Origin of the sequence: Streptomyces termitum (genome assembly GCF_014650175.1) — a bacterium.
GTDB classification, from domain to species: Bacteria; Actinomycetota; Actinomycetes; order Streptomycetales; family Streptomycetaceae; genus Streptomyces; species Streptomyces termitum.
This window is the reverse complement of record NZ_BMUL01000013.1, coordinates 168,185-189,206: the sequence shown is the minus strand read 5'-3', so window position 1 is coordinate 189,206 and position 21,022 is coordinate 168,185. Positions and strand designations below refer to the sequence as shown.

Genomic DNA, 21,022 nt, shown 5'->3' with positions numbered 1-21,022 from the left:
CACCGAACCATCGGCATACCCGTACAACGCCGCCACATCGTCCCGGCCATCACCATTGAAGTCCGCGTTCACCCGCGACGAGGTGTCCTCCTTCGGGGCCGCCACCTCGGGGATCGGGTCGTCGACGATGTTCTTCAGCCGGACCGGGGCGAAAGGCCCCTTACCGCTGTAGTAGGGGTAGGGGAGAATGCGGTGGTGAACACCGCTGGGGGTGAACTCATAACCCCAGTAGGACGACTTGTCGCTGCTGGCCCATTCCTCGAAGAGGACGATGTGGCCGTCGGCACCGGAATCGTCGTCCAGCAGGGCGTCACCGGCCTTGAGTTCGGCCTTCGTTATCCATTCGGCCGTGCCCGGGACGAATCCGGGGGTGGCCAGCGAAGTACTCAGGCCCCACGCCATCGAGACGTATCCGGAACAGTCCATCCGGTAGCCCTTGTAATAGTTGGTCCAGCTGTAGTCCAGGCCCTTCCCGACCCAGGACTTGGCCCGAGCGATGACCTCGCTGCGCGTGATCCCGGCCGCTGCGGCGAGGCTCCGCTGACCGGCGCCCCGGCGGAACTCGTCGGGCACGGGGGTGACCTTGCCCTGCCCCGCACCCGGGTATTCGGCCTTGTCGGACCCGCTGGTCCGCCCGGACTGGCTCCCGGCCGCCGGGCCGGGCGTCTGGGCGAAGGCCGCGCCGGTGGCGCCGAGTCCGAGCGCGGTGGCCGCGCAGAGGGCGACGGTGACACGGCGGGGGCTTCTCATCCTGCTCATCTTCTGCCTTTCGAGAATGCGGTCTTCCATCGGGGAGTCCGGTCCGGGGAGGGGGAATTCACTCACTGCCAGCCGAGCGTGTCCTTGGTCACCGGGCTGTCCGCCGCCGGGCTGTCCGCCATCGCACCGGTGCCGGTGCCGGCGAAGGCGAACGCGAGCAGCAGGACGACGACGACACGGGCACGCTTCATGACCGATTCCTTTGCGGAGAGGGAGAATTCGACGGACCGGAATCCGGATGAATGAATCCTGCAACAGGCTCCGCGCCCGGTGAAGCGATTCCCCCTGTCCTCATCGGGACACGACCGCTTCATGACACTCACGCCGCCCGGGAGCGGGCACCCGCGCGGAACTCCGGGCGGCGCGGGACTCCTAGGGCGTGTTTCGAAAGTCCCGCCTGCCTGGCGACGCCTGGCACGCACGCTCGCCGCGTTGTCGGGATCACCCCGATACAACCAGTATCGGGGCGACCCTCCGCCTTGCGATCGCACGCACCAGACGCCGCCAGGCCTGCCCTTCGGGCAGACGACGCTACTTTCGAAACACGCCCTAGAGGTCCAGAAAAGGCCAGATCGGCACGGCGGAGGCGGAGACGACGGCGAATCCTCCGGCCGCGTGCCGGTCCAGTACGCGGGAGCAGACCCCCAGCGCGGTCTCCTCGGCGACCGCGAGGCCGTCCAGGCGGAGGAAAAGGCCGACGACGACCTCGCGGCCGGAAAGGCGGTGGACGGTGGCGTGCTCCACGCCCTCGCCCGGCAGCGCCTCGGAGAGAATCTTCCCCGGCATCTCCGCGAGCGGTTCGCCGTCCGCGGGACGGCACAGCCGCACATGGATCAGATACATCCCCCGATGGTCCCGGCTCGCCCCGGTCGTTTTCCGCCATCTCCATTGTCCCAAAGCGGACTTGGCCGCAAGCGGACACGCTCGGAGCACACCCTTTTCCAGAGGGGGAGAAGTCCCCCACCGGGTCCGCACCGTGTGATGATGCGTGCACGTATCTATGGGGGGTACACATTGCTTGACGCACTGGGGATCGACACACGAACAGAAAGCATCTATCGGACGCTGCTCCAGCACTCCGACTGGGGCATCGCGGAACTGGCGGCCGCCCTGGCCCTGCCCGAGGAGGTCGTCCGGGAGGCGTTCGACCGGCTCAGCGAGCTCTCTCTCCTCCGCCCCTCCGCCACCGAACGGAGCCGGCTCCACCCGGTCAGCCCCGAGCTGGCGATGGAGTCGCTGCTCGCCCGGCAGAAGGCGGAACTCCTCGCTCAGCAGCAGAGACTGGAGGCGTCCCGGGCCGCCGCCGCCCAGCTCATCGCGGAGTGGGTCGGGCACCGGCCCCCGGCCGACTCCGCCGGGGTGGAGACGCTGGTCGGCGTGGACCGCATCCGCGACCGGCTCGCGGAGCTGAGCCGCCACATCGAGCACGAGATCATGGCGTTCGTGCCGGACGCGCCCGACGCCCAGAACATCGCGGCGGCCAAGCCGCTGGACGCGGAGACGCTGGACCGCGGGATCCGGATGCGCACCCTCTACCCCGAGTCCCTGCGCAACGTCCCGGCCGGGACGGAGTACGCGCACTGGCTGGCGTCCCGGGGCGGCGAGGTCCGCACCACCCCCGACGTGCCGGTCCGCATGACCATCCTCGACCGGCGGATCGCCATCCTGCCCGTGCACGGCGAGAACAGCGGACACAGCGCCGTCCTGCTGACGGGGGACGGCACCCTCACCGCCCTGTGCACCCTCTTCGACCTCGCCTGGGACCGGGCCGACCGGCTCGGCTCGGCGCGGGAGCGCGACCAGCGGGGGCTGACTTCGCAGGAGCGCGAGACATTGCGGCTCCTGGAGCACGGGCACACCGACGAGGTCATCTCGAAGCGGCTCGGCGTCTCCACCCGCACCACGCGCCGGACGGTGGCCGGGATCATGGAGACGCTGGGGGCGCGGAGCCGTTTCCAGGCCGGGGCACTGGCCTCACGGCGGGGCTGGCTCACCGTCCCGGACGCTCCGGGCGGCACGGCTCCCGACCCCGCCGCCTGACGGCTGCCGGACACGCGACCGGGCACGGGGCGTCGGGCCCGGCCGCGTGGTCTCGGGGCTCGCCCCTGCCACGTCACGAGCGTTCGATACTTTGGTCGTATAACTTCCGATCGTGAACATTCCTGCACGGAAAATGGCGGTTTACGGTCTGCTGGGTGCCGTTCTGGTCGGCTGCGGCGGAGGCCCCGCCACCTCCTCCACCTCGGTCGGGCCCGCCCCGGTGACGGCCACGGCGGGCGCGTCGGCCACTGCGGGCACGGCGGGCACGGAGCCGGGCGCGCGGCCCACCGCCGCCGCCGGACCGAAGCACGCGCCCGCCGCCGTCCCCACCCTGGCGCCCGGGCCCCAGGGCCTCACGCCCGTCTACGAGCGGCGGACCGACCGGAGCGCGGAGAAGGTCGTCGCGCTCACCTTCGACGCCGACATGACCGCCGACCAGGGGCCCCGCGCCGCCGCCGGCGAGCACTTCGACAACCCCGAACTGATCGCTACCCTGCGGCGCCTGAAGGTCGACGCCACCGTCTTCATGACCGGCCGCTGGGCGGAGGAGTACCCCGACCAGGCCAGGTCGATCGGCACCGACCCCCGCTTCGAGATCGCCAACCACTCCTACAGCCACTACGCCTTCGCCGAGCCCTGCTACGGCCTGCCGACCGTCGCCGTCCCCGACATGGCCTCCGACGTGCGGCGCGCCTTCGAATCCTTCCGGGACGCCGGGGCGGTCAACGTCGTCCCCTACTTCCGCTTCCCCGGCGGCTGCTACGACGACACCGCCCGGCGCGCCCTCGCCCCGGCGCGCGTCACCGCCGTCCAGTGGGACGTCGTCGGCGGCGACGCCTTCGCGAAGGACCCCGACGCGGTCGCGGAACAGGTCCTCTCCGGCGTGCGGCCCGGCTCCCTGGTCGTCCTGCACTGCACCCGCAGCGCCGCCCCCGCCACCGAGCGGGCGATCCGCCGCGTCGTCCCCGAACTCCGCGCCCGCGGCTACCGCTTCGTGAAGGTCTCCGAACTGATGCGAACGCGCTGATCCGGGGTCAGTCCCGCAGTTCCGCCAGGCGTCCGAGTTCGTCGCGGACCGCCTCCCGGTCCGCCGCCGTGAGCGGCACCGCGGCGGCCCCGGCGAGCGCGGTCCGGGCCGCCTCCTCGTCGCCGAGCCGCCCGGCGACGTCGGCGCGGAGCACCAGGAGCCGCAGCAGTTGCGCCGGCGCGGGCCGTTCGTCCGGCAGCCCGAGGGCCCGGTCGATGATCCGCGCCGCCCCGGCCGGGTCCTCCTTGGAGTCCGCGAGGAGCGCGGCGTGGTGCAGGGCGCGGGCGAAGGTCTCCGCCGGGGCCGGTGTGTGGTGGTGCTCGTCCCGCACCGGCTGCCCGACCCGGACGCAGTTGCCGCCGGGGTCGGTCACGAGGAACTGCCGCACGCCGTACGAGGTGTCCCTGAGCGCCCCGAGGCGCGGCAGCCCCCGGACCGGGACCCGCCCGTACGCGGCCTTGAGCCCCGCGCGGAAGGCGGCGTGCAGCGCGTCGACGTCGTCGGTGACGACGTAACAGGTGCTCAGGGAGGCGGCGGGGTCGTACCCCTTCACCCCGAAGAACTGGAGCTCGATGCCGCCGCGCACCACGACCGCGTACGGGGTGGGACTCTTCTGCCGGAAGGTGGTCTCGAACCCGAGGGCCTCGTAGAAGTCGAGGACGGGCTGGAGCGTCGGACACGGGAGGATCGGAACGGTTCGCTCGGCCATGCGCCCCACTCTAATCAAACTTGACTAGCTTGCGAAGGGAAACGGCTTCCTCCCGTCGGACGGGTCAGTCCGAGCAGGCGTTGCGCTGCGCCTCCTGCCACTCGCAGACCGGGCACAGCACGACGCCCTTCACGGACTCCGCGTACTCGGTCGGCTCCAGGCAGAGCACACAGCGCGCGTACGGCCCCTCGGCCGCCTTCGGCGGAAGCGGCTCGCGCGCGGGGGCGCAGGATTCCTCGGTCATGGGACCGAGGCTACTCCGGGGGCTGGATCTTGGATCCGGGATCCAATATCCGGGATCTTGGATGCTGGATCCCGGATATTGGCCCCAGGAGGTGGGATCCAAGCTCCCCCCACAGCGGTGGCAGACTGGCCGGGTGAGCAGCAACGACACCGATCCCCGCGACGAGAAGCCGCAGTACGTCCTGCCCCTCGTGGTCCGCATCGAGCGCGACGCGCCGCCGGCCCGTACCGACGCCCTGGAGACCGCCGCGCGGGCGGTGCTCCGGCTCCTGACGGACGAGCGGGCGCTCGACGGGGGCGAGTGGGCCGAGTCGGTCGCGGCGTGGGAGGACGCCCGGATCCGCAAGGTGGTGCGGCGGGCGCGCGGGGCGGAGTGGCGGCGGGCCGAGGCGCTGCCCGGCATCACGGTGACCGGCCGGGAGGCGGAGGTACGGGTCTTCCCGCCAGTACCGCTGGACGGCTGGCCCAAGGACCTGGCGCGCCTCCAGGTGTCCGGCACCGACCTCGACGACCCGGCCCCGCCCGGCCCGGCCGACGGCGGCGGCGCCGTCCTGTGGACCAACCCGGAGCTGGGGATGTCGGCGGGCAAGGAGATGGCCCAGGCCGGGCACGGCGCGCAGTTGCTGTGGTGGGCGCTGGACGAGCCGGCCCGGACGGCGTGGCGCGCGGCCGGTTTTCCGCTCTCGGTGCGCGCCGCCGCCCCCGCCGACTGGCCCGCGCTGGCCGCGAGCGGCCTGCCGGTGGTCCGCGACGCGGGCTTCACGGAGATCGCCCCGGGGAGCTGCACGGTGGTGTCGGCCTTCCCCGGTGTGCTGGAACCTCAAATCAAGCTCTGAACCTCCCCCGGACGCGGTTCGTCCGGGGGCGCGGCGGTCATCACGTGGGGGACGGGGGAACGAAGGAGGGGGACATGACGGAACTCGGCATCGGCATCGGCTGGCGTCCCGAGATCGCGGACGCGGTCGAGGCACTGCCCGGCATCGACTGGGTGGAGGTCGTCGCGGAGAACATCTGCGCCGGCCACCTGCCCGACCCGCTGGTCCGGCTGCGCGAGCGGGGCGTCACGGTGGTGCCGCACGGGGTGTCGCTGGGACTCGGCGGCGCGGACCGGCCGGACCCGGAGCGGCTCGCCGCGCTGGCCGCGAAGGCGGAGGCGCTGGGGGCGCCGCTGGTCACCGAGCACATCGCGTTCGTCCGGGCCGGGGGGCCGCTGACCGCGTCCCCGGCGCTGGAGGCCGGGCACCTGCTGCCGGTCCCGCACACCCGGGAAGCGCTGGACGTGCTCTGCGAGAACGTGCGGATCGCGCAGGAGTCCCTGCCGGTGCCGCTGGCCCTGGAGAACATCGCCGCGCTGTTCTCCTGGCCGGGCGAGGAGATGTCGGAGGGCCGCTTCCTGGCGGAGCTGGTGGAGCGCACGGGGGTGCGGCTCCTCATCGACGTCGCCAACCTCCACACCAACCGCGTCAACCGGGGCGAGGACCCGGCGCGCGCGCTGTCCGAGCTGCCGGTGGAGGCGATCGCGTACGTCCACGTGGCGGGCGGGATCGAGCGGGACGGGGTCTGGCACGACACCCACGCGCACCCGGTGCCGGAGGCCGTCCTGGACGTGCTGGCCGACCTGGCCGGACGGGTCGCCCCGCCCGGCGTGCTGCTGGAGCGGGACGACCACTTCCCGGCTGCGGACGAACTCGCCGCCGAGCTGGCCGCGATCCGTACGACGGTGGCCTCGGCCCGGCGCGCCCCGGCGCGCGTACCGGCGGCCGCCCGGCACGGCGTCGGCGCGGCGGCCCTGCGCGCGGGCCGCGCCCTGGCCGGCGGCGAGCCGCTCCTGATCGGCGCGGGCGCCCGCGTCTCGGGCGGCCTCATGCCGTCCCCCCGCCCGGCCCCGGCCGCGCTCCCGGCCGCCGTGCCCGCCACGACGGCTGCGACGGCTGCGACGGCCGCGACGGCTGTCCGAACGAAGCCGCGCCCCACGGCGACCGCCCCCGCCGCCCCCGCCGTACCGGCGCGCGGCGGGGAGGCGGTCCGGCAGCGGGTCGGGCTCGCGCAGGCGGCACTGCTGTCCGCGCTGGTCGCCGGGACCCCCGCGCCGGAGGGCTTCGACGTGCGGCGGCTGAGGGTGCAGAGCCGGGCGCTGGTCGGGAAGCGGGCCTCGGTGGTGGCGCGGATCGCGCCGGAGCTGCCGGAGCTGCTCGGCGACGGGTTCCGGCCCGCGTTCGCCGCGTACGCGCGCAGCCGCCCGATGCCCGGGAGCTACCGGCGGGACGCGCTCGACTTCGTCGAGGGGCTGCTCCTGGCCGGGCACCCGGAGCGGCGGGAGCTGACCCGCTGGTGGCGGGAGCGCGCCGACGTCCGTCCGCCCGGTCTCGCGGGCCGCGTCCTGCGGGCCGCCCGGCACGCGCTGGGGCGGTGACCGGCATGACCGTGCTCCTCGTGCTGCTGTACGCCGCCGGGCTCGCCGCGCTGGCCCGGCTCGTCGTCCTCTCCCGCCGCGCGCGGGGCGGCCCCGGCGGGCCGGTCCTCGACGTGTACGAGGCCGCGTTCCTCGGCGGCGGTCCCGGCCGGGTCGCGGACGCGGCGCTCGCCGCGATGCACGCCGACGGGCGGCTGGCCGTCGGCGGGCCCGGCGTGGTCGCGGTCGTCCACCGGATCGCCCACGACCCGGTGGAGCGGACGGTGCTCGACGCCCACGCGGACGCCCCGAGCGGGGCCCTGCACCACGTGCGGCTGAGCGTGATGCTCCGCCCGGCGGTCCAGGAGATCGGCCACCGGCTCGCCGCGCGCGGCCTGGTGACCCGGCCGGAGCACCGCCGCCCGGTGCGGATCTGGGCCGTCTGCCTGCTCGTGGCCTCGTTCCTGCTGCTGCCGCTGGCGGGGGTGGCGAGCGTCGTGCTGTGGGCCTCGGGCGACCACGAGGGCGTGCCGTTCTTCGTGCTGGTCCTGCCGCTGTTCTTCGGCGGCTTCGTGACCGCCGCGATCTGTCTGGCGGGGGCCTCCGGGCCGCTCAGCGGGGCCGGGAAGGCGGCGCTGGCCGCGTACCGGAGGACGTACGGGCCGGGCGGCGACGCGGTCACCATGGTGGCCCTGCACGGGGTCAGGGCGCTGCCGGACCGGGAGCTGCGGGAGCACCTGCGGGACGCGGCGCGGGCCCAGGGCCCCCGGACGGCGGGATCGGGGTCGTACCGCAACACGTCGTCGGACACGAGTACGGCGGCGGCCCTGATGCTGTGGTGCGGGGGCGGCGCGTCGGGCGGCGGGGACGGCTGGGGCTCGGACCCCGGCGCGGACACGGGGCCGGGCTCGTCCTGCGGCTCGTCGTCCTCGTGCGGTTCCTCGTCGTCCTGCGGTTCGTCGTCCTCGTCGTGCGGTTCGTCCTCGTCGTCCTCGTGCGGCTCGTCCTGCGGATCGAGCGGCTGAGGACCGGGGGGAACGACCCCGGAAAGACGCCGGTGCGGCGCGCTGGAAGCGCGCCGCACCCGGAGCCGGACCCGGTGTCGCTGGAGCGGCGGACCATGGCGTGGCCACCGTCTGATCTTCCGGGTCGAGGGGCGAACGCCCCGGCGGGATGCCGGGGCGCCACCAGGTCGTGGGGCCGTCAGGCCAGGCCCGCCACCAGGTCCGCGACGTCCTTGCGGCGGCCGGTGTAGAAGGGGATCTCCTCGCGGACGTGCAGGCGTGCCTCGGAGGCGCGCAGGTGCCGCATGAGGTCGACGATGCGGTGCAGCTCGTCGGCCTCGAAGGCGAGGATCCACTCGTAGTCGCCGAGGGAGAAGGAGGCGACCGTGTTGGCGCGGACGTCGGGGTAGCCCCGGGCCATCTTGCCGTGGTCGGCGAGCATCCGGCGGCGGTCCTCGTCCGGCAGCAGGTACCAGTCGTAGGAGCGGACGAAGGGGTAGACCGAGACGTAGTCGCGGGGGGTCTCGTCGGCGAGGAAGGCCGGGATGTGCGACTTGTTGAACTCGGCGGGGCGGTGCAGCGCCATGTTCGACCAGACCGGTTCGAGGGCGCGGCCGAGCCGGGTGCGGCGGAAGAGGCTGTACGCCTCCTGGAGCTGGTCGCTGGTCTCGGCGTGCCACCAGATCATGACGTCGGCGTCGGCGCGCAGACCGGAGAGGTCGTACGTGCCCCGGATGGTGACGTCCTTGGCGGCGAGCTGGTCGAACAGCTCCTGGACCTCGTCGGCGTAACCGGCCCGGTCCTCGGGCAGAACGTCGCGCAGCTTGAAGACGGACCACAGGGTGTAGCGGATGACCTCGTTGAGGTCCTTCGCCTTCTTACCGGCGTTCGGGATCTTTTCGGGCGCACTCATACGCCTATTCTCGCCCTTCACGAGGAGTGCCCCGCACCGGGGTGGGTGCTTTTCGACGTGGCGAGGATCTCCCCGGCCACGGCGTCGGCCGCGCGGTGGGCGGAGGCGACGCAGGCGGGGATGCCGACGCCGTCGTACGCGGCGCCCGCGAGGGCCAGGCCGGGCAGCCCGGCGAGGGCCGCGCGGAGGCGGGCGACCCGGTCCAGGTGGCCCACGGGGTACTGCGGCAGGCCGCCGTTCCAGCGGGTCACGGTGGTGGCGACGGGCCGGGCGGCGAGGCCGGTGGCGGCGCCGAGGTCCTTGAGGGAGGCGGCGACCAGGTCCTCGTCGTCGCGGTGCAGGTGGGCCTCCTCGCCGTGCCGGCCGACGGAGGTGCGGAGCACGAAGAGGTCGGGCGCAGCCTCGCCGACCCAGCGCCACTTCTGGCTGGAGAAGGTGGACGCCTTGATGGTGTGGCCGTCGACGGGCGGGACGAGGAAGCCGGAGCCGGGCAGGGCGGGCAGGCCGGCGCGCCGGAAGGCCAGCGTGACCAGGGCCATGGAGGCGTACTCGATCGTGTCGAGGAGCGCGGCGGCGCGCGGCGCGTGGCCGCCGAGGAGGCCGGCGGCGGCGGGGGCGGGCACGGCGAGGACGACGGCGTCGGCGTCGAGGACGCGCTCCGGGGTCACCACCCGCCAGCCGGCGCCCTCGCGGAGCAGGGCGGTGGCCGGGGCGCCGGTGAGGAGGGTGCCGCCGGCGGCGCGGACGGTGTCGGCGACGGCGCCGGGGAGGGTGCCGACGCCGCCGGAGATACCGGCGAAGACGGAGCCGCCGAGGCCGGTGGCGGCGCCCGCGGCGTCGTCGGGGACGGCCGCCCCGGCGGCCTGCACGGCGTGGACGGCGGCGGTGAGGGTGGGGTGGCGGCGGGCGGCCTCGAAGAGGGCGGGGACGGCGGCCTTCATGGAGATGCGGTAGGCGTCACCGGCGTAGACGCCGCCGAGGAGGGGCTCGACGAGCCGGTCGACGACCTCGTGGCCCATGCGCGCGGCGACGTACGCGCCGATGGCGGTGTCGTCGCCGATCTCGGTCGGCGGCAGGTCGAGGTCCCCGGCGACGCGGCGCAGCGCCTCCTCGGGGAGGAGTCCGGCGAGGGCGGCGGGGTCGCCGGGGACGCCCATGACGTGGCCCTTGGGCATGGGGACGAGGCCGCCGCGCGACCAGACGGAGGCGGTGGTGGTGGCGGGGGCCTGGAGCCGGTCGCCGAGTCCGGCGGCCTCGGCGAGGGCGACGGCCTCGGGGCGGCGGGCGAGCAGGGACTCGGCGCCGAGGTCCACGGGCGCCCCGGCGATCTCCCCGGCGAGCAGCTTTCCGCCGAACCGCCCCCCGGACTCCAGGAGGGTGACGCGCAGACCGGCGGCGAGGAGCCGGTGGGCGGCGGCGAGGCCGGTGATGCCGCCGCCGACGACGACGGCGTGGGGGGCGCGCTGGGTTCCCGTGGTGTCCGCGTTCATGGGACCACTCTCTCAAATCGCCCGCGCGGTCCCGTTCCGAGGCCGGACCGTGATCGCATCGCTACCGGCGGAGGCAAACCGGTACGGCTCCCCGCCACGTCCTAGAGGCAGTATTCCTACGGCCTTGGGGGCACGGTGCGGACGACGACGGGTACGGGCGGGCGCGGAAGAGCGGCGGGAGCGGGCCGGGCGGGGGCGGCGCTGCTCCTCGCGGGCGCGCTGGCGCTGACGGTGGCGGGGTGCGGGGCGGACGGGGACCGGGGGGCGAGCGGGAAGGCGGCGGTGGCGACCGGCGGGGCCGGTTCCGACGCGGCCGGTTCCTCCGGGTCCTCCGCCGCCCCCGCGAAGAACGGCGCGGCGGCGCCCGAGGCGGCGCGGCAGCTGGTCCGCACCGCCTCGCTGTCGCTGGAGGTGAAGGAGGTGGCGCGGACCGCCGGGGACGTCCGCCGGGAGGTGCTGGCGGCGGGCGGCCGGGTGGAGTCGGAGAACACCGCGCGCCCGGACGGCCGGCCCCCCGTCTCGACCCTGGTGCTTCGGGTGCCGCAGGACCGGTACGACGCCCTGCTCGACCGGCTGGCCGGGGCGGGCACGCTGCTGAGCCGGGAGGCGGCCGCGCAGGACGTCACCGACCAGGTGGTGGACGCGCAGAGCCGGATCGCGACCCAGCGGGCGAGCGTGGCGCGGGTGCGGGCGCTGATGGAGCGGGCGGAGCGGCTGGAGGACGTGGTCGCGCTGGAGTCGGAGCTGAGCCGGCGGCAGGCCGACCTGGAGGCGCTGCTGGCCCGGCAGGCGTCCCTGAAGGACCGGACCTCGCTGGCGACGATCACGGTGAACCTGCGGGAGAAGGAGCGGGTGACGGTCCCGGACGAGCGGACGGAGGAGCCGGACCGGCCCGGTTTCCTGGACGCGCTGGGCGGCGGCTGGGGCGCGCTGGTGTCCTCGGTGGCGTGGGTCCTGGTGGTCCTCGCGGCGCTCGCGCCGTGGCTGGTGGTGGCCCTGGCGGCGTACGGGGTGTGGTGGCGGTTCGTACGGCCCCGGCGCCGCCCCCGTACGGCCGTGTCCGCGCCTGTCCCCGCGCCCGCGCGCGTGCCGGGTCCCGCGGCGCCGGTGGGCGCGGCGGGGCAGCCGCTGCCCGCCGGGGAGCCGGGCGCCGGTCCGGACGGGGAGGCCCCGGCCCCGTAGCGTGGGCGCATGAGCGAACGACTGGTGGTCATCGGGGGCGACGCGGCGGGGATGTCCGCCGCGTCCCAGGCGCGCCGGCTGCGCGGGCCCGGGGAACTGGAGATCACGGCCTTCGAACGGGGCCGCTTCTCGTCCTACTCGGCGTGCGGGATCCCGTACTGGGTGGGCGGGGACGTGGCGGGCCGGGACGAGCTGATCGCCCGCTCCCCCGAGGAGCACCGGGCGCGCGGCATCGACCTGCTGACCCGGACCGAGGTGACGGAGATCGACCTGGCGGGGCAGCGGGTACGCGCCAGGGACCTGGCGCTGGGCACCGAGTCCTGGACCGGTTTCGACAAGCTGGTGATCGCCACCGGGGCGCGGCCGCGCCGGCCGGACGTGCCGGGGATCGGCGCGGCCGGGGTGCACGGGGTGCAGACCCTGGAGGACGGGGAGGCGCTGCTGGACTCGCTGGCCGGGGCGCCGGGGCGGCGGGCGGTGGTGGTCGGCGCCGGGTACATCGGCGTCGAGATGGCCGAGGCGCTGCTGAACCGGGGCTACGAGGTGACGGTGCTGAACCGGGGCGGGCAGCCGATGGCGACGCTCGACCCGGACATGGGCCGGCTGGTGCACGCGGCGATGGACGGGCTCGGCATCCGCACGGTCGGCGCGTCCCCGGTGACGGAGGTCCTCACCAGGGCCGACGGCCGGGTCCGGGCGGTGGCGACGAAGGACGCGGAGTATCCGGCGGACGTGGTGGTGCTGGGCACGGGCGTGGTGCCGGAGACCTCGCTGGCGCGGGCGGCGGGGCTGCCGCTGGGCGCGCACGGCGGGCTGCTGACCGACCCGTCGATGCGGGTGCGGGGGCAGCGGAACGTGTGGGCGGGCGGGGACTGCGTGGAGGTCCTCGACCTGGTGTCGGGCCGGGAGCGGCACGTGCCGCTGGGGACGCACGCCAACAAGCAGGGGCAGGTCATCGGGTCGAACGTGGGCGGCGACTACGCGACCTTCCCCGGGGTGGTGGGGACGGCGGTGTCGAAGGTCTGCGACCTGGAGATCGCCCGGACCGGGCTGCGGGAGAAGGACGCCCGGGAGGCGGGGCTCCAGTACGTGGCGGTGACCGTGGAGTCGACGAGCCGGGCGGGCTACTACCCGGGGGCGGCGGCGATGACGGTGAAGATGCTGGCCGAGCGGCGCACCGGGCGGCTGCTGGGCGTGCAGATCGTGGGCCGGGAGGGCGCGGCGAAGCGGGTGGATGTGGCGGCGGTGGCGCTGACGGCCCGGATGACGGTGGAGGGGATGACGGGCCTGGACCTGGGGTACGCGCCGCCGTTCTCGCCGGTGTGGGACCCGGTCCTGATCGCGGCCCGGAAGGCGGTGGCGGCGGTCCGGGCGGCGGGCTGAGCCGCCGCCCGGGGCCGGTCAGACGGCGGTGCGCTCGTGGACGTGGGCGACGAGGCGGGTGAGGGCGTCGGGGTCCATGGACGGCATGACGCCGTGGCCGAGGTTGAAGACGTGCCCCTCCAGGCCCTTCGCGGCGGCCAGGACCTCGTCGGCCTTGGCCTCGACGACCTCGGTGGAGGCGAAGAGGACGGCGGGGTCGAGGTTGCCCTGGAGGGCCTTGCCGGGGCCGACGCGGCGGGCGGCCTCGTCGAGCGGGACGCGCCAGTCGACGCCGACGACGTCGGCGCCCGCCTCGCCCATGAGGCCGAGGAGTTCGCCGGTGCCGACGCCGAAGTGGATGCGGGGGACGCCGTAGCCGGCGACCGCGTCGAAGACCTTGGCGGAGGCCGGGAGGATCGAGCGGCGGTAGTCGGCGGGGGCGAGGGCGCCGACCCAGGAGTCGAAGAGCTGGACCGCGGAGGCGCCGGCCTCGATCTGCACCTTGAGGAAGGCGGAGGTGATCCCGGCGAGGCGGTCGAGGAGGTCGGCCCAGAGCTGCGGGTCGCCGTACATGAGCGCCTTGGTGTGCTCGTGGTTGCGGGACGGGCCGCCCTCGACGAGGTAGCTCGCGAGGGTGAAGGGCGCGCCGGCGAAGCCGATGAGCGGGGTGTCGCCGAGCTCCTCGGTGAGCATCCCGATGGCCTCGGTGACGTAGTGGACGTCGTCGGGGGTGAGGTCGCGGAGCCGGTCGAGGTCGGCGCGGGTGCGGATCGGGTCCGCGACGACGGGGCCGACGCCGGGCTTGATGTCGAGGTCGAGGCCGATGGCCTTGAGCGGGACGACGATGTCGCTGAAGTAGATGGCGGCGTCGACCCCGTGCCGGCGGACGGGCTGGAGGGTGATCTCCTTGACCAGCTCGGGCCGCATGCAGGACTCCAGCATGGGGATGCCCTCGCGGACCTTCAGGTACTCGGGGAGGGACCGGCCCGCCTGCCGCATGAACCAGACCGGGGTGTGGGGCACGGGCTCGCGCCGGCACGCCTTGAGGAACGCGGAGTCGTACGTCCGCGGCTGCTGCTTCGTCTGCTGGCCCGTCGGGCTGTCCATGGCACTCACGCCCAAATCTTCGCATGTGGCCGGAAGCCGCTCGTGCCGGGCGGGTGTCCCTCCCCGCATGGCGGCTCCGTTCCGCCTACTCTTCCCCGCATGGCTGCGGCTCAGGGACATTTTTCCGATCATTCCGACGGCATTCGAGGGACGGGCGACAAGGCGGAGAGTACGGCGGGGACCCCGGTGCCGCCGGCGTTCCGGCGGGCGGTGGACGCCCTGCGGACGGCGCGGTTGCGGCCCGAGATGGAGGTCGAGCCGACCCGTCCGCCGCAGCGGCTCGCGCCGTACGCGTACGCGGTGGAGGCGGCGGTCGTCGACGGCGAGGAGGACCTCGCGGACGGGCGGCTCGTGCTGCTGCACGACCCGGCGGGCCACGAGGCATGGAAGGGAACGTTCCGCCTGGTCACGCTGGTACGGGCGGAGCTGGAGCCGGAGATGGCGGCGGACCCGCTGCTGCCGGAGGTGTGCTGGTCGTGGCTGACCGGGGCGCTGGAGGCGCGCGGACTGGCCTACGGGGAGGCGGGCGGGACGGTGACGATGGCGGGCTCGCACTACTTCGGGGGGCTCGCGGAGCGGCGGCCGGCCACCCAGATCGAGATCCGGGCGTCCTGGACGCCCCGGGAGGGGCTGGGCGGGGTGCCGGACACGGCGGCGCACCTGGCGGCCTGGTCGGACCTGCTGTGCCAGATCGCGGGGCTGCCGCCGGCCCCGGCGGACCCGCCAGGCCCGGGGGCGGGGACGGTGTCGGGCGCGGGGGTCGTCTCGCTGCCCCAGCGACGCGGCCCGCAGGGGGCCTGAGCGGCGGCCCGGGGCGCGGTGCGGGCGACCGCCCGCCCGGGTCCGGGCGAGGACCTTCGCGGCGGCCCGGGCCGGGGGCCGCCCGAGGGGGCCGGAAGTGTTCGCACGGGGGATCCAGTGGGGTCCCCCGTGCGGGTGAGGAGGCGGGGGCCGCTCGTAGGATGATCGATCACATGTCTGAATTGCCCGAATTGTTACTCACTAAATCGTGATCTTTCCCTAAAGGCGGGCGGCCTCGCTGCCGAAACATTCGGTGACCCCTTCGGCAGCAGGGGTTCACCCCCGGCTTCTCCCCGAGTCGGCTCCCGTCCCGCTCCTTCCCCCTTCATCAGGAGGCCGAGTGTCCGTTCTGCTCGAGCAGCCCGCCAGCCTGGTCGCCTACCGCCCGAACAAGCCGACGGCCATGGTCGTCGTGGCCGACCCGCGCGTCCGCTCCACCGTCACCCGCCACCTGTGGGCACTGGGCGTACGGGACGTGATCGAGGCGTCGTCCATCGCGGAGGCCCGCCCCCGCGTCGGCAACCCGCGCGACATCTGCGTGGCCGACGTCCACCTCCCCGACGGCAGTGGTCTGACCCTGCTGTCCGAGACCCGCGCCGCGGGCTGGCCCAACGGCCTCGCCCTCTCGGCCGCCGACGACATCGGCGCGGTGCGCAACGCGCTCGCCGGCGGCGTGAAGGGCTACGTCGTCACCGGCACGCGGACCAATATCGGCCATCCGACGCGTCCCGGCGCCGCCCCCATCGGCGCCGCGGCCGCCCGGCTCGGCCACCGCCGCCCCCCGGGCGCCCCGAGCCACCCGGGCGGCTACCGCGAGCTCTCCGGCCGCGAGGTCGAGGTCCTGCGGCTGGTCGCGGAAGGCCAGTCCAACAAGGCCATCGGCGTCTCCATGGGGCTCTCGGCGCTCACCGTGAAGAGCCACCTGGCCCGGATCGCCCGCAAGCTGGGCACCGGCGACCGGGCCGGCATGGTGGCCGTCGCCCTGCGGACCGGCATCATCCACTGAGACCGGCCCGCGCGAAACGCGGCGCCCGCCGACGGAACGTTCCGTCGGCGGGCGCTTGCCGTCGGCGGATACCCTTGACAGGTGACCGACGCCCAAGAGACCGCAGCTGACACCGCACTGCGCACCACCGGGGGCGGCCCCCCGGACGACGACGTCCCTGTGAATGGGCTTCCGATCCCGTTGCTGGAGCCGCGGGAGGGAATCCCGCCGGTCGTCGCGAGCGAACACGCCCTCGCCCAGGTGACCGCCGCCTTCGCCGCCGGGCGCGGGCCCGTCGCCGTCGACGCCGAACGCGCCTCCGGCTACCGCTACGGGCAGCGCGCCTACCTCGTCCAGCTCCGCCGCGAGGGCGCGGGCACCGCGCTCATCGACCCGGTGGGCTGCCCCGACCTCTCCGGTCTGGGGCAGGCCCTCGACGGCACCGAGTGGATCCTGCACGCCGCCACCCAGGACCTGCCCTGCCTGCGGGACATAGGCATGCGCCCCACCTCCCTCTTCGACACCGAGCTGGCCGGCCGGCTCGCCGGCTTCCCCCGGGTCGGCCTCGGCGCCATGGTCGAGTCCGTCCTCGGCTACGCCCTGGAGAAGGGGCACTCGGCCGTCGACTGGTCCACCCGCCCGCTGCCCGACCCCTGGCTGCGCTACGCCGCCCTCGACGTCGAGCTCCTGGTCGACCTGCGCGACGAGCTGGAGAAGGAGCTGGACCGGCAGGGCAAGCTGGAGTGGGCCCACGAGGAGTTCGCGGCCATCGCCACCGCCCCGCCCGCGCCGCCCCGCAAGGACCCCTGGCGCCGCACCTCCGGCATGCACAAGGTGCGCCGCCGCCGCCAGATGGCGGTCGTACGGGAGCTGTGGACGGCCCGCGACCGGGTCGCCCAGCGCCGCGACGTCTCCCCCGGCAAGGTCCTGAGCGACGCGGCGATCGTCGAGGCGGCGCTCGCCGTCCCGGTGAACGTCGCCGCGCTCACCGCCCTGCCCGGTTTCGGCCACCGGATGGGCCGCCGCCAGCTCGAACAGTGGCAGGCGGCCGTGGACCGGGCCCGCGCCCTGCCGGAGAACGAGCTGCCGCAGCCCGGCCAGGCCGTCGCCGGCCCTCCCCCGCCGCGCGCCTGGGCGGACAAGGACCCGGCCGCCGCCGCCCGCCTCGCGGCCGCCCGCACCGCCGTCTCGGCCCTCGCCGAGCAGCTGCACCTGCCGCAGGAGAACCTGATCACCCCGGACACCGTGCGCCGGATCTGCTGGGAGCCCCCGGCCCCGGCCGACCCGGACGCGGTCGCCGCCGCCCTGACCGCCCACGGCGCCCGGCACTGGCAGGTCTCCCTGGTGAGCCCGATCCTGGCGAAGGCCCTGGCCGCGAAGGCGTGAGCCGGTGCCCCGCACCGCTTTCGGAGCCCCCCGCGCCCCCGTGGCGCGGGGGGCTCCCGCGCGTCCGGGGTGTGTGACCTTCGCCGCTTGGACGCCAGGGGGTGGGCAGCTTGGTTACCCACAAGTAGCATGGGGGAAGCAAGCGCACGCTTAGTGGTGTGCGCCGCAGCAGTGCCGTCCCGCACCTGGAGGAGAGCCATCGTGCCTCGTACCGTCAGGGACGTCGTCTTCGTCGACGGCGTCCGCACCCCGTTCGGCAAGGCGGGCCCGAAGGGCATCTACCACGAGACCCGCGCCGACGACCTCGTCGTGAAGGCCATCCGGGAGCTGCTGCGCCGCAACCCGGCCCTCGACCCGGCGAAGATCGACGAGGTCGCGATCGCCGCGACCACCCAGATCGGCGACCAGGGCCTGACCCTCGGCCGTACCGCCGGCATCCTCGCGGGGCTCCCGCAGTCGGTGCCCGGCTACTCCATCGACCGCATGTGCGCCGGTGCCCTCACCGCCGTCACCTCGGTCGCCGGCTCCATCGCCTTCGGCGCGTACGACGCCGTCATCGCCGGCGGTGTCGAGCACATGGGCCGCCACCCCATGGGCGAGGGCGTCGACCCGAACCCGCGCTTCGTCAGCGAGAAGCTGGTCGACGAGTCCGCCCTCTTCATGGGCATGACCGCCGAGAACCTGCACGACCGCTACCCGAGCATCACCAAGAAGCGCGCCGACGAGTACGCCGTGCGCTCGCAGGAGAAGGCCGCCAAGGCGTACGCCGACGGCAAGATCCAGCAGGACCTGGTGCCGGTCTCGGTCCGCCGCACCGACGCCTCCACCGGCGAGACGGGCTGGGGCCTGGTCACCGCCGACGAGCCGATGCGCCCCGGCACCACCCTGGAGTCGCTGGAGGGCCTCAAGACCCCCTTCCGCGTCCACGGCAACGTGACCGCGGGCAACGCGGCCGGTCTCAACGACGGCGCCACCGCCTCGATCATCGCCTCCGAGGAGTTCGCCCGCGAGAACGGCCTCCCGGTCAAGATGCGCCTCGTCTCGTACGCCTTCGCCGGCGTCGAGCCCGAGGTCATGGGCTACGGCCCGATCCCCGCCACCGAGAAGGCCCTCGCCAAGGCCGGCCTGTCCATCGGGGACATCGACCTCTTCGAGATCAACGAGGCCTTCGCGGTCCAGGTCCTCGCCTTCCTGGAGCACTACGGCATCGCCGACGACGACGCCCGCGTCAACCAGTACGGCGGCGCCATCGCCTACGGCCACCCGCTCGCCTCCTCCGGCGTCCGCCTCATGACGCAGCTGGCCCGCCAGTTCGAGGAGCAGCCGCAGGTCCGTTACGGCCTCACCACCATGTGCGTCGGCTTCGGCATGGGCGCGACGGTCATCTGGGAGAACCCCCACTGGGAGGGCAAGTGAGCACCACCGCCGAGCTTCTGAAGGGCGCCGCCGAGCTCTTCCCCGACGAGGTCGTCACCAGCGCCCACGTACGGCACTTCGAGCTGCCCGCCGGCGCGGGCCGGTTCGCGCTGATCACGCTGGACAACGGCTTCGACCACACCAAGCCGACCACCTTCGGCCCCGCGTCGCTGGCCAACCTGAACGCCGCGATCGACCAGGTCGAGGCCGAGGCCGCCCGCGGTGAGATCGTCGCCGCCGGCATCACCGGCAAGCCGTTCATCTTCGCCGTCGGCGCCGACCTCAAGGGCGTCGAGCTGCTCCGCAACCACGACGAGGCCCTCGCCATCGGCAAGGGCGGCCACGACGTCTTCAAGCGCCTCTCCGCGCTCGCCGTGCCGACCTTCGCCTACTACAACGGCGCGGCCATGGGCGGCGGCGTCGAGGTCGGCCTGCACTGCACCTACCGCACCGTGTCGAAGGCCCTCCCGGCCTTCTCGCTCCCCGAGGTCTTCCTCGGCCTGGTGCCCGGCTGGGGCGGCTGCGCGCTCCTGCCGAACCTGATCGGCGCCGAGAAGGCCGTCCAGGTCATCATCGAGAACTCGCTGAACCAGAACCGCCAGCTCAAGGGCAAGCAGGTCTTCGAGCTCGGCATCGCCGACGCGATCTTCGAGGGCGCCGACTTCCTGGAGCGGTCCCTCGTCTGGACCGCCGGCGTGCTCAACGGCTCCGTCGCCGTCGAGCGCCCGGAGATCGACCGGGGCGAGGGCTGGGACGCCGCCGTCGCCAAGGGCCGCGCGATCGCCGACTCCAAGGTGCACGGCGCCGCCCCGGCCGCCTACCGCGCCCTGGAGATCATCGAGGCCGCCAAGGACGGCGACCTCCAGAAGGGCTTCGACGCCGAGGACCAGGCCCTCGCCGACCTGATCATGGGCGGCGAGCTGCGCTCCGGCATCTACTCCTTCAACCTGGTGCAGAAGCGCGCCAAGCGCCCCGCCGGCGCCCCGGACAAGTCGCTGGCGCGCCCGGTCACCAAGGTCGGCGTCGTCGGCGCCGGTCTGATGGCCTCCCAGCTCGCGCTGCTGTTCCTGCGCCGCCTGGAGGTGCCGGTCGTCCTGACCGACATCGACCAGGAGCGCGTGGACAAGGGCGTCGGCTACGTCCACGGCGAGATCGAGAAGCTGCTCGGCAAGGGCCGTATCAACCAGGACAAGGCCAACCGCCTCAAGGGCCTGGTCTCCGGTGTCCTCGACAAGGCCGAGGGCTTCGCGGACGCGGACTTCATCATCGAGGCCGTGTTCGAGGAGATGTCCGTCAAGCAGAAGGTGTTCGCGGAGGTCGAGGCGGTCGCCCCGGCGCACGCGATCCTCGCCACCAACACCTCCTCGCTGTCGGTCTCCGAGATGGCGTCGAAGCTCCGGCACCCGGAGCGCGTGGTCGGCTTCCACTTCTTCAACCCGGTCGCGATCCTCCCGCTCCTGGAGATCGTCCGCGGCGAGCAGACCGACGACGCCTCCCTGGCCACCGCCTTCGGCGTCGCCCGGAAGCTGAAGAAGACCGCGGTCCTCACCAAGGACGCCCCGGCGTTCGTCGTGAACCGCATCCTCACCCGCTTCATGGGCGAGATCCAGAACGTCATCGACGAGGGCACCTCCGTCGAGACCGCGGAGAAGGCGGTGGAGCCGCTCGGCCTGCCGATGTCCCCGCTGGTGCTCTTGGAGCTCGTCGGCCCGGCGATCGGCCTGCACGTCTCCGAGACCCTCAACCGGGCCTTCCCGGAGCGCTTCACGGTCTCCCCCAACCTGAAGGCGGTCGTCGAGGCCGGCAAGCGCGGCTTCTACGTCTACAAGCCGGAGAACGGCTTCAAGCCGGAGCTCGACCCCGAGGTCGCCGCGCTGCTCAAGCAGGGCGACACCGTCCTCACCGAGCAGCAGGTCCGCGACCGCGTCCTGGACGCGGTGGCGCAGGAGATCGGCCTCATGCTGGAGGAGGGTGTCGTCGCCGAGGCGCAGGACATCGACCTCTGCCTGATCACCGGTGCGGGCTGGCCCTTCCACCTGGGCGGCATCACCCCGTACCTGGATCGTGAGGGCGTCTCCGAGCGCGTCAACGGCAAGCGGTTCCTCGCGCAGGGCGTGGCGAGCGTCCCGGCGTAACACCCGGGGACCCGTAACGGCGGAAGGGGCCGGTGGCGACTGCCACCGGCCCCTTCCCGCGTCCTGGCGCG

General features: G+C 74.3%; 20 protein-coding genes. 12 read left to right on the top strand and 8 right to left on the bottom strand.

From position 1 onward, the window contains the following. From IE219_RS23765 to IE219_RS23760, 3 genes are all read right to left on the bottom strand, one after another. Positions 1-789 (bottom strand): NlpC/P60 family protein (locus IE219_RS23765; protein WP_506004931.1); only part of this gene is annotated, 789 nt, incomplete at its 3' end. Between the two features lie 32 nt (positions 790-821). Continuing rightward, positions 822-950, bottom strand: coding sequence for a hypothetical protein (locus IE219_RS32330; protein ID WP_268256858.1), 129 nt, complete (start codon positions 948-950; stop codon positions 822-824). A gap of 358 nt (positions 951-1,308) precedes the next feature. Next, positions 1,309-1,602, bottom strand: coding sequence for a hypothetical protein (locus IE219_RS23760; RefSeq protein ID WP_189980819.1), 294 nt, complete (start codon positions 1,600-1,602; stop codon positions 1,309-1,311). A gap of 171 nt (positions 1,603-1,773) precedes the next feature. Here IE219_RS23760 and IE219_RS23755 point away from each other — a divergent pair, with 171 nt between their 5' ends. Both IE219_RS23755 and IE219_RS23750 read left to right on the top strand, forming a co-directional pair. Beyond that, positions 1,774-2,799 (top strand): helix-turn-helix domain-containing protein, encoded by a 1,026-nt coding sequence (locus tag IE219_RS23755; protein ID WP_189980817.1) that lies wholly within the window; start codon positions 1,774-1,776, stop codon positions 2,797-2,799. 133 nt (positions 2,800-2,932) lie between these two features. Next, a complete protein-coding gene (locus IE219_RS23750) occupies positions 2,933-3,826 on the top strand; it encodes a polysaccharide deacetylase family protein (RefSeq protein ID WP_189980815.1) in 894 nt (297 codons plus the stop codon). 7 nt (positions 3,827-3,833) lie between these two features. On the opposite strand, the gene IE219_RS23745 is transcribed toward IE219_RS23750, so the two are convergent. Beyond that, positions 3,834-4,535 carry a bleomycin resistance protein gene (locus IE219_RS23745; protein WP_189980813.1) on the bottom strand — a complete coding sequence of 234 codons (702 nt, stop codon included), beginning with the start codon at positions 4,533-4,535 and terminating at the stop codon, positions 3,834-3,836. Between the two features lie 64 nt (positions 4,536-4,599). Then, positions 4,600-4,779 carry a hypothetical protein gene (locus IE219_RS23740; RefSeq protein WP_189980811.1) on the bottom strand — a complete coding sequence of 60 codons (180 nt, stop codon included), beginning with the start codon at positions 4,777-4,779 and terminating at the stop codon, positions 4,600-4,602. Between the two features lie 133 nt (positions 4,780-4,912). Between IE219_RS23740 and IE219_RS23735 the strand changes: the two genes are divergently transcribed. From IE219_RS23735 to IE219_RS32325, 3 genes are all read left to right on the top strand, one after another. Further along, complete coding sequence (locus IE219_RS23735) at positions 4,913-5,614, top strand: peptidyl-tRNA hydrolase (protein ID WP_229849970.1); 702 nt, start codon at positions 4,913-4,915, stop codon at positions 5,612-5,614. A 74-nt stretch (positions 5,615-5,688) separates the two neighbouring features. After that, complete coding sequence (locus tag IE219_RS23730; RefSeq protein ID WP_189980807.1) at positions 5,689-7,191, top strand: MbnB/TglH/ChrH family RiPP precursor modification enzyme; 1,503 nt, start codon at positions 5,689-5,691, stop codon at positions 7,189-7,191. A gap of 5 nt (positions 7,192-7,196) precedes the next feature. Further along, positions 7,197-8,195, top strand: coding sequence for a TIGR04222 domain-containing membrane protein (locus tag IE219_RS32325; RefSeq protein ID WP_189980805.1), 999 nt, complete (start codon positions 7,197-7,199; stop codon positions 8,193-8,195). Positions 8,196-8,373: 178 nt separating this feature from the next. On the opposite strand, the gene hemQ is transcribed toward IE219_RS32325, so the two are convergent. After that, positions 8,374-9,087, bottom strand: coding sequence for a hydrogen peroxide-dependent heme synthase (gene hemQ, locus IE219_RS23720; RefSeq protein ID WP_189980803.1), 714 nt, complete (start codon positions 9,085-9,087; stop codon positions 8,374-8,376). A 17-nt stretch (positions 9,088-9,104) separates the two neighbouring features. After that, positions 9,105-10,577, bottom strand: a complete 1,473-nt coding sequence (gene hemG / locus IE219_RS23715) for a protoporphyrinogen oxidase (RefSeq protein ID WP_189980801.1) — start codon at positions 10,575-10,577, stop codon at positions 9,105-9,107. 135 nt (positions 10,578-10,712) lie between these two features. Here hemG and IE219_RS23710 point away from each other — a divergent pair, with 135 nt between their 5' ends. Both IE219_RS23710 and IE219_RS23705 read left to right on the top strand, forming a co-directional pair. Then, complete coding sequence (locus IE219_RS23710) at positions 10,713-11,759, top strand: DUF4349 domain-containing protein (RefSeq protein ID WP_229849969.1); 1,047 nt, start codon at positions 10,713-10,715, stop codon at positions 11,757-11,759. A 9-nt stretch (positions 11,760-11,768) separates the two neighbouring features. Continuing rightward, a complete protein-coding gene (locus tag IE219_RS23705; protein WP_189980799.1) occupies positions 11,769-13,142 on the top strand; it encodes an FAD-dependent oxidoreductase in 1,374 nt (457 codons plus the stop codon). 18 nt (positions 13,143-13,160) lie between these two features. Here the strand turns inward: IE219_RS23705 and hemE are convergent, their stop codons facing one another. Then, complete coding sequence (gene hemE / locus IE219_RS23700) at positions 13,161-14,237, bottom strand: uroporphyrinogen decarboxylase (RefSeq protein ID WP_373298877.1); 1,077 nt, start codon at positions 14,235-14,237, stop codon at positions 13,161-13,163. Positions 14,238-14,327: 90 nt separating this feature from the next. On the opposite strand from hemE, the gene IE219_RS23695 reads away from it, so the two are divergent. The 5 genes from IE219_RS23695 (at position 14,328) to IE219_RS23675 (ending at position 20,951) form a co-directional block, all read left to right on the top strand. Beyond that, on the top strand, positions 14,328-15,029 hold the full coding sequence (locus tag IE219_RS23695) for a DUF3000 domain-containing protein (RefSeq protein ID WP_189980797.1): 702 nt from the start codon (positions 14,328-14,330) through the stop codon (positions 15,027-15,029). Positions 15,030-15,369: 340 nt separating this feature from the next. Beyond that, on the top strand, positions 15,370-16,035 hold the full coding sequence (locus IE219_RS23690; RefSeq protein WP_015037008.1) for a response regulator transcription factor: 666 nt from the start codon (positions 15,370-15,372) through the stop codon (positions 16,033-16,035). Between the two features lie 81 nt (positions 16,036-16,116). Then, positions 16,117-17,400: an HRDC domain-containing protein gene (locus IE219_RS23685; RefSeq protein ID WP_189980795.1), complete on the top strand. Its 1,284-nt coding sequence runs from the start codon at positions 16,117-16,119 to the stop codon at positions 17,398-17,400. A gap of 201 nt (positions 17,401-17,601) precedes the next feature. Further along, positions 17,602-18,816 (top strand): thiolase family protein, encoded by a 1,215-nt coding sequence (locus IE219_RS23680; RefSeq protein ID WP_189980793.1) that lies wholly within the window; start codon positions 17,602-17,604, stop codon positions 18,814-18,816. Continuing rightward, positions 18,813-20,951 (top strand): 3-hydroxyacyl-CoA dehydrogenase NAD-binding domain-containing protein, encoded by a 2,139-nt coding sequence (locus tag IE219_RS23675; RefSeq protein ID WP_189980791.1) that lies wholly within the window; start codon positions 18,813-18,815, stop codon positions 20,949-20,951. The genes IE219_RS23680 and IE219_RS23675 overlap by 4 nt, the downstream gene beginning before the upstream one ends. The last annotated feature ends 71 nt before the right edge of the window (positions 20,952-21,022 follow it).